Source organism: Streptomyces sp. NPDC006463, from assembly GCF_042870715.1.
Taxonomy (GTDB): domain Bacteria; phylum Actinomycetota; class Actinomycetes; order Streptomycetales; family Streptomycetaceae; genus Streptomyces.
This window is the reverse complement of the sequence record NZ_JBIAHP010000014.1, coordinates 15278-27185: the sequence shown is the minus strand read 5'-3', so window position 1 is coordinate 27185 and position 11908 is coordinate 15278. Positions and strand designations below refer to the sequence as shown.

9 protein-coding genes are annotated in these 11908 nt (G+C 73.1%); 8 read left to right on the top strand and 1 reads right to left on the bottom strand.

All coding sequences use genetic code 11. The features are described 5' to 3' along the window. Nucleotides 1-24: 24 nt before the first annotated feature. The 6 genes from ACFYOB_RS24920 to ACFYOB_RS24895 all read left to right on the top strand — a co-directional run bounded on the left by ACFYOB_RS24920 (nt 25) and on the right by ACFYOB_RS24895 (nt 8065). Nucleotides 25-1689 carry an acyclic terpene utilization AtuA family protein gene (locus ACFYOB_RS24920; protein ID WP_388563228.1) on the top strand — a complete coding sequence of 555 codons (1665 nt, stop codon included), beginning with the start codon at nt 25-27 and terminating at the stop codon, nt 1687-1689. Further along, nucleotides 1686-3284, top strand: coding sequence for an acyl-CoA carboxylase subunit beta (locus tag ACFYOB_RS24915; protein WP_388562925.1), 1599 nt, complete (start codon nt 1686-1688; stop codon nt 3282-3284). Before ACFYOB_RS24920 ends, ACFYOB_RS24915 begins: the two co-directional genes overlap by 4 nt. A gap of 8 nt (nt 3285-3292) precedes the next feature. Continuing rightward, nucleotides 3293-5236, top strand: coding sequence for an acetyl/propionyl/methylcrotonyl-CoA carboxylase subunit alpha (locus tag ACFYOB_RS24910; RefSeq protein WP_388562923.1), 1944 nt, complete (start codon nt 3293-3295; stop codon nt 5234-5236). Continuing rightward, on the top strand, nt 5233-6393 hold the full coding sequence (locus tag ACFYOB_RS24905) for an acyl-CoA dehydrogenase family protein (RefSeq protein ID WP_388562921.1): 1161 nt from the start codon (nt 5233-5235) through the stop codon (nt 6391-6393). Before ACFYOB_RS24910 ends, ACFYOB_RS24905 begins: the two co-directional genes overlap by 4 nt. 335 nt (nt 6394-6728) lie before the next feature. Next, on the top strand, nt 6729-7466 hold the full coding sequence (locus tag ACFYOB_RS24900) for an enoyl-CoA hydratase family protein (RefSeq protein WP_388562919.1): 738 nt from the start codon (nt 6729-6731) through the stop codon (nt 7464-7466). Beyond that, entirely contained in the window at nt 7454-8065 is a 612-nt protein-coding gene (locus ACFYOB_RS24895) for a TetR/AcrR family transcriptional regulator (RefSeq protein ID WP_388562917.1), read from the top strand. The genes ACFYOB_RS24900 and ACFYOB_RS24895 overlap by 13 nt, the downstream gene beginning before the upstream one ends. A 109-nt stretch (nt 8066-8174) precedes the next feature. On the opposite strand, the gene ACFYOB_RS24890 is transcribed toward ACFYOB_RS24895, so the two are convergent. After that, complete coding sequence (locus ACFYOB_RS24890; RefSeq protein ID WP_328926274.1) at nt 8175-9281, bottom strand: citrate synthase 2; 1107 nt, start codon at nt 9279-9281, stop codon at nt 8175-8177. A gap of 200 nt (nt 9282-9481) precedes the next feature. On the opposite strand from ACFYOB_RS24890, the gene pdxH reads away from it, so the two are divergent. Both pdxH and ACFYOB_RS24880 read left to right on the top strand, forming a co-directional pair. Beyond that, nucleotides 9482-10153: a pyridoxamine 5'-phosphate oxidase gene (pdxH, locus tag ACFYOB_RS24885; protein WP_388562915.1), complete on the top strand. Its 672-nt coding sequence runs from the start codon at nt 9482-9484 to the stop codon at nt 10151-10153. Nucleotides 10154-10584: 431 nt separating this feature from the next. Continuing rightward, nucleotides 10585-11895: a PAS domain-containing protein gene (locus tag ACFYOB_RS24880; RefSeq protein ID WP_388562913.1), complete on the top strand. Its 1311-nt coding sequence runs from the start codon at nt 10585-10587 to the stop codon at nt 11893-11895. The last annotated feature ends 13 nt before the right edge of the window (nt 11896-11908 follow it).

Below are 11908 nucleotides of genomic sequence, written 5' to 3'. Positions count from 1 at the left end.
GACCGCTTCGACGCCCTGCGCGAGATGCTGACCGGCGGCGAGCTGGACGTGGTGACCGGGGACTACCTGGCCGAGCTGACCATGCTGATCCTCGGCCGCGACCGTCTGAAGAACCCGGACCTCGGCTACGCCAAGACCTTCCTGCGGCAGCTGGAGGAGGGGCTCGGGCTGGCTCACGAACGCGGCGTACGGATCGTCACGAACGCCGGCGGCCTGAACCCGGCCGGACTGGCCGACGCCGTACGGGCGCTGGCGGCCAAGGCCGGGGTACCCGTCCGCGTCGCGCACGTCGAGGGCGACGACCTGATGCCGTACGAGGAAGGGGCGCTCACCGCCAACGCCTACCTCGGCGGCGCCGGGATCACCGCCTGTCTTCGGGCCGGCGCGGACGTGGTCGTGACCGGCCGGGTCACGGACGCGGCGCTGGTCAGCGGCCCGGCGGCCTGGTGGTTCGACTGGGCGCCGGACGACTACGACCGGCTGGCCGGGTCGGTGGTCGCGGGCCACGTCCTGGAGTGCGGGACCCAGGCCACCGGCGGGAACTACTCCTTCTTCACCGCGCACGACGTCCGCCGCCCGGGTTTCCCCCTCGCGGAGATCTCCGAGGACGGCTCCTCGGTGATCACCAAACACCCGGGCACGGGCGGGGCCGTCACCACCGGGACGGTCACGGCCCAACTCCTCTACGAGACCCAGGGCGTCCGCTATCTCGGCCCGGACGTCACGGCCCGCCTGGACACGGTCCGGCTGACCGAGGAGGACACCGACCGCGTCCGCGTCACGGGTGTGCGCGGCGAGGCTCCCCCACCCTCCCTCAAGGTGGGCGTCACCCGCATCGGCGGCTGGCGCAACGAGGTGGTCTTCGTCCTGACCGGCCTGGACATCGAGGCGAAGGCGCAGCTCGTCCGCGCCCAGCTCTCCGATGCCCTGGAGGGCGTGGCCGACGCCGCGTGGACCCTGTCCCGCACGGACCACGAGGACGCACCGACGGAGGAGACGGCCAGCGCCCTCCTGCGCCTGGTGGTCCGCGACCCGTCCCCGGACCGCGTGGGCCGCGGCCTGACCTCGGCGGCGATCGAACTCGCCCTGGCCAGCTACCCGGGCTTCCACGTCACCGCCCCACCCGGCCCGGCCCAGCCGTACGGGGTCTTCACCTCGGCCCTGGTCCCGGCGTCGGCCGTCCCCCACGCGGCCGTCCTCCCGGACGGCACCCGGGTACCCGTCCCGGCGCCGCCTCGAACAGCCCCTCCGGCAGTTGAGGAGCGGGGTCTGGGGGGGAGCCTCAGGGAACGGTGGAAGGGCGGGGTGGGGGAGAGCCCCGCAGGGCCCACCACCCGCGCCCCTCTGGGTGCAGTGGCCGGGGCCCGCAGCGGGGACAAGGGCGGGGACGCCAACGTCGGGGTGTGGGTGGAGTCGGCCGAAGCCTGGGACTGGCTCCACCGCACCCTCACGGTGGAGGTCCTCCAGGAGCTGCTCCCCGAAGTTCGGGACCTGCCCGTCGTCCGGCACGCGCTCCCGAACCTCCGCGCCCTGAACTTCACCCTCACCGGCATCCTCGGCGACGGCGTCGCCTCCGGCCACCGCTTCGACCCCCAGGCCAAGGCCCTCGGCGAATGGCTCCGCGCCCGCCACCTCGACATCCCGTCCCACCTGCTGCCCACACCCGCCCCGGAGGGGACCGGCTCATGACCCGCCTCGGCACCACCGTCGACCCCCACGCCCCCGAGCACGCGCAGGCCCGTACCGCCGCGCTGGAGCGCCTGGCCGCGCTCGACGCCGAACACGCCAAGGCCCTCGCGGGCGGCGGTGAGAAGTACACCGCCCGCCACAAGACCCGCGGCAAGCTCCTGGCCCGCGAACGCGTCGAACTGCTCCTCGACCCGGACACCCCGTTCCTGGAGCTGTCCCCGCTCGCCGCCTGGGGCAGCGACTATCCCGTCGGCGCCTCCATGGTCACCGGTATCGGCACGGTCGAGGGCGTCGAGTGCCTGGTCACCGCCAACGACCCCACCGTCCGCGGTGGCGCCAGCAACCCCTGGACCCTGAAGAAGGCCCTGCGGGCCAACGAGATCGCCCGGCAGAACCGCCTCCCGTGCATCAGCCTCGTGGAGTCCGGCGGCGCCGACCTGCCCTCCCAGAAGGAGATCTTCATCCCGGGCGGCGCGATCTTCCGCGATATCACCCGGCTCTCGGCCGAGGGGATCCCGACCGTCGCCGTCGTCTTCGGCAACTCCACCGCCGGAGGCGCGTACATCCCCGGCATGTCCGACCACACCATCATGATCAAGGACCGTTCCAAGGTGTTCCTCGGCGGCCCGCCACTGGTCAAGATGGCCACCGGCGAGGAGAGCGACGACGAGTCCCTCGGCGGAGCCGACATGCACGCCCGCACCTCCGGCCTCGCCGACTACTACGCCCTCGACGAGCACGACGCGATCCGCCAGGCCCGCCGCGTCGTCGCCCGCCTGAACCACCGCAAGCCGAACGCGGACCCGCCGAAGGCCGACGAGCCCCTCTACGACCCCGAAGAGCTCCTCGGGATCGTCCCGCCCGACCTCAAGACGCCCTTCGACCCCCGTGAGGTCATCGCCCGCATCGTCGACGCCTCCGACTTCGACGAGTTCAAGCCCCTCTACGGCACCAGCCTCGTCACCGGCTGGGCCACCCTCCACGGCTATCCGGTCGGCATCCTCGCCAACGCCCAGGGCGTGCTGTTCAGCGCCGAGTCGCAGAAGGCCGCCCAGTTCATCCAGCTCGCCAACCAGCGCGACATCCCCCTGCTCTTCCTCCACAACACCACCGGCTACATGGTCGGCAAGGAGTACGAGCAGGGCGGCATCATCAAGCACGGCTCGATGATGATCAACGCGGTGTCCAACTCGCGTGTCCCCCACCTGTCCGTCCTGATCGGTGCGAGCTACGGCGCCGGCCACTACGGCATGTGCGGGCGCGCCTACGAGCCCCGCTTCCTGTTCGCCTGGCCCAGCGCCAAGTCCGCCGTCATGGGCCCGCAGCAGCTCGCGGGCGTGCTCTCCATCGTGTCGAGGCAGTCCGCCGCCGCGAAGGGCCAGCCGTACGACGAGGAGGCGGACGCCGGGATGCGCGCCTTCGTCGAGGCGCAGATCGAGTCCGAGTCCCTGCCGATGTTCCTGTCCGGTCGGCTGTACGACGACGGGGTCATCGACCCGCGCGACACCCGCACCGTCCTCGGCCTGTGCCTGTCGGCCGTCCACAACGCCCCCGTCGAGGGCGCCCGTGGCGGCTTCGGCGTCTTCCGGATGTGAGCCCGCACATGACCCTGTCCAGCACCCCCCTTTCGGCCGTACTGGTGGCCAACCGCGGCGAGATCGCCGTCCGTGTCTTCCGCACCGCCCGGGCCCTGGGCCTGGCCACCGTGGCCGTCCACTCCGACCCGGACGCCGACGCCCTCCACGTCCGCGCCGCCGACGCGGCCGTACGCCTCCCCGGCGCGGCCCCCGCCGACACCTACCTGCGCGGCGACCTGATCATCAAGGCGGCACTCGCCGCCGGGGCCGACGCCGTCCACCCCGGCTACGGCTTCCTCTCCGAGAACGCCGGCTTCGCCCGCGAGGTCCAGGCCGCCGGGCTGACCTGGATCGGCCCGCCGCCCGAGGCCATCGAGGCCATGGCCTCCAAGACCCGTGCGAAGGAGCTGATGCGCGCCGCCGGGGTCCCGCTCCTCGACCCCGTCGACCCGGCCACCGCCACCGCCGCCGACCTGCCCCTCCTCCTGAAGGCCGCGGCCGGGGGAGGCGGCCGCGGGATGCGCGTCGTCCGCGATCTCGACGCCCTCAAGGAGGAACTGGAAGGCGCCTGCGCCGAGGCCCGATCCGCCTTCGGCGACGGCGAGGTCTTCGCCGAGCCCTACGTGGAGCGCGCCCGCCACGTCGAGGTGCAGATCCTCGCCGACGCCCACGGCACGGTCTGGGCGCTGGGCACCCGCGACTGCTCCCTCCAGCGGCGCCACCAGAAGGTCATCGAGGAGGCCCCCGCACCGGGCCTGCCGGACCGCCTGCGCGAGACCCTGCACGAGGCCGCCGTCGCCGCCGCCCGCGCCGTCTCCTACCAGGGCGCGGGCACGGTCGAGTTCCTCGTCACCGCCGACGGGCTCCCGTACTTCCTGGAGATGAACACCCGGCTCCAGGTCGAACACCCCGTGACCGAGGCCGTCTTCGGTCTCGACCTCGTCGCCCTCCAGCTGCGCGTCGCCGAGGGCGCGGCCCTGCCCCTGACCCCGCCACCGCCCACCGGCCACGCCGTGGAGGCCCGCCTCTACGCCGAGGACCCGGCCCAGGACTGGCGGCCCCAGACCGGAGTCCTGCACACCCTCGCAGTCCCGGGCGAGGTCCGCGTGGACACCGGCTTCACCGACGGGGACACCGTGGGCATCCACTACGACCCCATGCTCGCCAAGGTCGTCGCCCACGCCCCCACTCGTGCCGAGGCCGTACGCGCCCTCGCCCACGCGCTCGCCGGAGCCCGCATCCACGGGCTCACCACCAACCGCGAGCTCCTCGTACGGTCCCTGCGCCACCCGGAGTTCACCGCCGGACAGCTCGACACCGGTTTCTACGAACGCCACCTCACGGCCCTCACCGAGGAAGCCCCGGACGCCACCCTGTCCGCCCTGGCCGCGGCCCTCGCCCAGGCCGCCCCGGCCCCCGACGCCCCACTCGCCGCCCGCCTCGGCGGCTGGCGCAACGTCCGCTCCCAGCCCCAGACGCGCCGCTACACGGCGGCCGGCACCGCGGCCGCCGAATACGAGGTCCGTTACCACCCTGTGGACCACCCGGGAGTCCGGGTCCTGGCCACGAGCCCCACCCTCGTCACCCTCGAAGTCGAGGGAATCCGCCGCATGTTCCACGTGAAACAAAATTCGAACAAGGGCGAGGTCTACGTCGACTCGGCGCTCTGCGGATCCCACACCCTCACCGTCGTCCCCCGGTTCGCCGACCCCCAGGACCGCACCGAACCGGGCTCCCTGCTCGCCCCCATGCCCGGCACCGTGGTCCGCGTCGCCGAGGGCCTCGCTCCCGGCAGCCCCGTCACCGCCGGGCAGCCCCTGCTCTGGCTGGAGGCCATGAAGATGGAGCACCGCATCCTCGCTCCCGCCTCCGGCACGCTCACCGCGCTCCACGCCGCCACCGGCCAACAGGTCGAGTTCGGCGCCCTGCTCGCCGTAGTCCAGGAAGCACAGGAGGCACCGCAATCATGAGCCCCGTCATCGAAACCGAAGAGCACAAGGCCCTGCGCACGGCGGTCGCCGCCCTCGGCCAGAAGTACGGCCGCGCGTACCTCGCCGACCTCGCCCGCGAGGGCGGCCACCCCGACGAGCTGTGGGCCGACGCCGCCAAGCTCGGCTACCTCGGCGTCAACCTGCCCGAGGAGTACGGCGGCGGTGGCGGCGGCATCGCCGAACTGTCCATCGTCCTCGAAGAGCTCGGCGCCGCGGGCTGCCCCCTCCTCATGATGGTCGTGTCACCCGCCATCTGCGGCACGGTCATCTCCCGCTTCGGCACCGAGGACCAGAAGCGGTCCTGGCTCCCCGGCCTCGCCGACGGCAGCCGCACCATGGCCTTCGGCATCACCGAACCCGACGCCGGCTCCAACTCCCACCGCATCACCACCACCGCCCGCCGCGACGGCGACGACTGGATCCTCACCGGCCGCAAGGTCTTCATCTCCGGCGTCGACATCGCCGACGCCACCCTCATCGTCGGCCGCACCGAAGACGCCCGCACCGGCCGTCTCAAGCCGTGCCTGTTCATCGTCCCCAGGGACGCCCCCGGCTTCGCCCACACGCCGATCGACATGGAACTCCAGGCGGCGGAAAAGCAGTTCGAACTGGCACTGGACGAGGTACGGCTGCCGGCCGACGCCCTGGTCGGCGATGAGGACGCGGGCCTCCTCCAGCTCTTCGCCGGACTCAACCCCGAACGCATCATGACCGCCGCCTTCGCCATCGGCATGGGCCGCTACGCCCTCGCCAAGGCCGTCGACTACGCCAAGACCCGCCAGGTCTGGAAGGACCCCATCGGCTCCCACCAGGCCGTGGCACACCCTCTGGCCGCAGCCCACATCGAGCTGGAACTGGCCCGCCTGATGATGCAGAAGGCCGCCCATCTCTACGACGCGGGCGACGACATGGGCGCGGGCGAGGCCGCGAACATGGCCAAGTACGCCGCCGCCGAAGCCTGCGTGCGCGCGGTGGACCAGTCCGTCCACACCCTCGGAGGCAACGGCCTCACCCGCGAATACGGCCTGGCCTCCCTGATCACCGCCGCCCGCGTCGCCCGTATCGCCCCGGTCAGCCGCGAGATGATCCTCAACTTCGTCTCCCACCAGACCCTGGGCCTCCCCAAGTCCTACTAGGGCCGACAGGGACCGACGTGCCGGCCGGGGACGGGGACGGGGTGGGGTGTTGGCAGGGACGTAAAACGTGATTTGTGGCGCGTGTCAGGCCCGTAAGGGCCGAAGCACGGCCTGGGGCGCCATAAATCATGCAGTCCCGGCCGACACCCCACCCCGGCCCCGGCCCCGGCCCCCACCCCGGCCCCCACCCCAGCCCCGGCACCGTGGCCCCGCGCAGCCGAGCCCGACTCGGCCAAGCCCCCGGCAGGGAACCGGCGGAGAGGCCCGCCAGGGCCACCGCATACCCTCCCCCGGGGAGACCCCGCCCGTTCCGTACACCCCGCTCCGGAGGAGACATGCCCCCACTCGTGCACGCCGCGCAAGCGACCGGCGTAGCCACGCTCACCCTGGACTCCCCGGCCAACCGCAACGCGCTGTCCGAAGCCCTCGTCGGGGACCTCCGCGCCGCCCTCGCCACCGCCGCCGCGGACCCGGCGGTCCGCGCCCTCGTCCTCACCCACACCGGCACCACCTTCTGCGCGGGCGCCGACCTCAAGTCCCCCTCCGCCCCGGCCGACTTCCTGGCCCTGCTCCGGGAGATCGCCGACCTGCCCAAGCCGGTCGTGGCCCGCGTCACCGGCCACGTCCGGGCCGGCGGCCTCGGTCTGCTCGGCGTCTGCGACATCGCAGCCGCCGGCCCGCAGTCCTCGTACGCCTTCACCGAGACCCACCTCGGCCTCGCGCCCGCCGTGATCTCCATGCCGCTGCTCCCGCGCCTCGATCCGCGCGCCGCCGCCCGCTACTTCCTCACCGCCGAGCGCTTCGACGCCGCCGAAGCCACCCGGATCGGCCTGCTGACCCTGCACGCCGACGACGTCGACGAGGCCCTGGAGCCCGTCCTCGCCGGCCTGCGCAAGGCCTCACCGCAGGGCCTGGCCACCACCAAGGCGCTGACCGCCGCCTCCGTACGCGAGGCCCTGGACCGCGACGGCGCCCGCCTGACGGAGCTGTCCGCGGAACTCTTCGCCTCCGCCGAGGCCCGCGAGGGCATCACCGCCCGCTTCGAGCGCCGGGACCCGTCGTGGTCGCTGTGACCAGCCCGAAGCAGGGCCCCACGCACGGGCCGAAGCAGGCCCGCAGCCGAGTCACCCGCCGGCACCTCCTGGAAGCCGCCGTCTCCTGCCTGGCCGAACACGGCTGGGCCGGCTCCACCGTCTCCGTCGTCGCCGAACGCGCCGGCGTCTCGCGCGGCGCGGCCCAGCACCACTTCCCGACCCGCGAGGACCTCTTCACCGCGGCCGTCGAGTACGTCGCCGAGGAGCGGTCCACGGCCCTGCGCGAGCTATTCCACGCCGGCCCCGCCGCCCGCGCCTCCGTGGTGGAGGCGCTCGTGGACCTGTACACGGGCACCCTCTTCCGGGCCGCCCTCCAGCTGTGGGTCGCCGCCTCCAACGAGGAGCAGCTCCGCCCCCGGGTCACCGAACTGGAGGCCCGCGTCGGCCGCGAGACCCACCGCATCGCCGTCGAACTGCTGGGCGCCGACGAGTCCGTTCCCGGCGTACGCGAGACCGTGCAGGGTCTCCTCGACATGGCGCGCGGCCTAGGCCTGGCCAATGTCCTCACCGACGACACGGCCCGGCGCGCCCGCGTGGTCGCCCAGTGGGCCCGCATCCTGGACGCGGCCCTGGGCTGAACGCGCGCACGGGAGCGCACGAGCACGCGAGCGCACGCGAGCACGGGAACGCGAAGGGCGCCGCACCCCGGACGGACCGGGATACGACGCCCTGGCGTGCGAGAGGCGATCAGGCCGTCTCGGCGATGTCGGCGTACCCCACGATGTCGCGGGGGTCACGCCGCCCCGGCCCGATGTAGCGGGCCGACGGACGCACCAGGCGACCGGTGCGCTTCTGCTCCAGGATGTGCGCCGACCAGCCGGCGGTACGGGCGCAGCTGAACATCGAGGTGAACATGTGCGCCGGCACCTCCGCGAAGTCCAGCATGATCGCGGCCCAGAACTCCACGTTGGTGGCCAGCACCCGGTCGGGACGGCGCGCGTGCAGCTCCTCCAGCGCGGCCTTCTCCAGCGCGGCGGCCACCTCGTAGCGCGGCGCGTCCAGCTCCTTGGCGGTACGCCGCAGCACGCGCGCACGCGGGTCCTCGGCCCGGTAGACGCGGTGTCCGAAGCCCATCAGCCGCTCACCCTTGTCCAGGGCCTTCTTCACGTACGCGACGGCGTCGCCGGTGCGCTCGATCTCCTCGATCATGCCGAGGACGCGGGACGGCGCCCCACCGTGCAGCGGCCCGGACATCGCGCCGACGGCGCCGGACAGCGCGGCCGCCACGTCCGCACCGGTGGAAGCGATGACCCGCGCGGTGAACGTGGAGGCGTTCATGCCGTGCTCGGCGGCCGAGGTCCAGTACGCGTCGACCGCCTTGACGTGCTTGGGGTCCGGCTCGCCCCGCCAGCGGATCATGAACCGCTCGACGACGGACTCGGCCTTGTCGATCTCCCGCTGCGGCACCATCGGCAGGCCCTGGCCGCGGGCGGACTGGGCGACGTACGAGAGCGCCATGACGGCCGCCCGCGCGAGATCGTCGCGCGCGGTGCGCTCGTCGATGTCCAGGAGCGGTTTCAGACCCCACACGGGGGCGAGCATGGCGAGCGCGGACTGCACGTCGACGCGGATGTCGCCGGAGTGGACCGGGATGGGGAAGGGCTCGGCGGCGGGCAGGCCGGGGTTGAAAGCACCGTCGACCAGCAGGCCCCAGACGTTCCCGAAGGAGACGTGACCGACGAGGTCCTCGATGTCTACTCCGCGGTAGCGGAGCGCACCGCCTTCCTTATCCGGTTCGGCGATCTCCGTTTCGAACGCGACGACCCCTTCGAGCCCGGGTACGAAGTCGGACATCAGGCGGCTCCTCAGATAGTGCGAACACGCGCGGCTCCCGGCGTGATTCGCGGTCCGGCGCGGTCATCCCCGTTGATGCCCGGCACGGCCGATGGTCATCCGTGCGGGGACCTTCGGACCGGCCCCAAGATTTTGTCCGTTCCGGATGAACTGCGGAAGCGTGACATACGGCACACCGCCGATGGTCCGGCTGCGGCAGGATGGCCCGGGTGACCGACCAGGACCTTGACCCCGCCACCATGCGCAAGCAGTACCGCTCGCAGATCGTCGAGGAGGAGAGCCTCGCCGAGGATCCACTGCGGCAGTTCGCCCGGTGGTTCCAGCAGGCCGCCGACGCGCACGTCTTCGAACCGAACGCGATGATCGTCTCGACGGCGACCGCCGACGGCCGCCCCAGCTCCCGTACGGTGCTGCTCAAGCAGTTCGACGAGCGGGGCTTCGTCTTCTTCACCAACTATGGATCCCGCAAGGGCCGCGAGCTCGCCGAGAACCCGCACATCGCCCTGCTGTTCCCCTGGCACCCCATCGCCCGCCAGGTCGTCGTCACCGGCACGGCCGCCCGTATCGGCCGCGACGAGACGGCGGCGTACTTCCGCTCCCGCCCGCACGGCTCGCAGCTGGGGGCCTGGGCCAGCGAGCAGTCCACGGTGATCGGCTCCCGCGCGGAACTGGACCGCCGCTACGCCGAGCTCGCCGCACGCTACCCGGAGGGCGAGCAGGTCCCGGTCCCGCCGCAGTGGGGCGGCATCCGGGTCACGCCTCACGAGGTGGAGTTCTGGCAGGGCCACGAGAACCGCCTCCATGACCGTCTGCGGTACGTCCGGGAGGGCGTGGAGTCCGACAAGTGGCGCGTCGAGCGTCTCTGCCCGTAGCCCCGTAGCCCCGCAGGCCCGCAAATGCAGGCGACCCGCGGGCTCGGGTCTCTCCCCTGCAGTGGGAGAGGCCGGCCGGACGTACCGGCGAGCCCGCGGGTCGGGTGACTGCTGTGGATTGGCGCCAGGCGATTCCGCCGGGCACCGCACTGGGTGCGTGCGACGACGGGCGCTTAGCCCGCAGTCACCTCACGCGTCCGGTTTCCGTACATTTCGGGAACCACCTCCCTTCTCGTGTACGACAGAGCCTAGGCAGGCGCTCCCGAGGCCACAACCGTTTATTTCTTGACGGCCGGGCGCGATCGCAGACCGAGTCGCGGATCAGGACCGGATTTCGTGTACCCAATCCACGGAAAACGGTGTGGGCTGCGTCACGTTCCAGTTCAATGATCTGACGTGCCGCACACGCGAACACCTGCGGGGGGTGCCGGGTGAGTGCTTTCGGACGTAACGAGACCGACGACGATCTGCTCGCAGCGCTGCTGGACGGGATGGACGCCGCCCTGTGCGCGTTCGACGCCGACGGCGTGATCACCCACTGGAACCGCGAGGCCGAGCGGATCCTGGGCTGGTCCGCCGCCGAGGCCGTGGGGCGCAAGGGCTTCGAGGGATGGGCGGTGCGAGCCGCCGACGCGCAGGACGTGCAGGACAGACTCATGGCCGCCCAGGACGTGCCCGGCCGGCAGGTGCACGAGTTCGCGCTGCTGACCAAGGACGGCGGGCGCATCCTCGTACGCACCCAGTCGGCCGGGGTGCCGGGCGCGGACGGGAGGCCCGCCGGGGTGTACTGCGCCTTCAGCGAAGTGCACGCGCAGATCGACCTGGAACGGTCCATCGCGCTGAGCGAGGCCCTGCTGGAGGACGCCGCGTGGGGCGTCGTCCTCGTCGACGTCGACCTGCGGCCCGCCGTGGTCAACGCGCACGCCGCGCGCGCCCTCGGGACCGGGCGCACCGCGCTGCTCGGCCGTCCGCTCGGGGAACTGCTCGTCCAGGGCGTGGAGGAGCTGGAGGGCGCGCTCCAGCACGTGCTCGCGGAGGGGGCGCCGCCCGCGCCGGTGGAGCTGTGGGTGTCGGTGCGCACCTCGGAGGGGGTACGGCGGCGCTGCCTGCGGTGCGGATTCCTGCGGCTGGCCTCGCCGCTGGCGGAGGAGCCGGTGCCGCTCGGGGTCGGCTGGCTGTTCCAGGACGTCACTGAGGCCCGGCAGGCGCAGCTGGACACCGCACAGCTGCGCTTCCGGTCCCACCAGCTGCACCGCGCGGGGCGGGCCGCCGCCGAGTGCGAGGACCCGGCCGAGGCCGCGGCCGTGCGCCTGGACTTCGCGCTGGCCGGCTTCGCCGAGCACGGGCTGCTCGACGTACTGGACCTGTCGGCCGGCCCCGAACGGCGCAGGCTCGTACGGTCCGCGGTCGCGCCGCCCGCGCTGCCGGGGCCCGGGTCGATCCCCGTGCGGTACGAGGCCGGGCATCCGGCGCTGCAGGCGCTCGACCGGATCGGCTCGGTGCGCACCAGCGCCCCGCGGGGGGAGGCGGACCCGCGGTGGGCGCGGACCCGCCAGTGGCCGGAGGGCGCGGCGCACGCGCTGTGCACGGTGCTGCGCAGCCGCGGCCGCACCCTGGGCGCGCTGACCTTCCTGCGCGGGCCGTCGCGGGCCGCCTTCGAGCGCGCGGACGCGGCGTACGCGGAGGAGATCGCGGCCCGGATCGCGGCCGACCTGGACCTTGCGTCCCGAAACACGCCCTAGCCGGGCCGGGCCC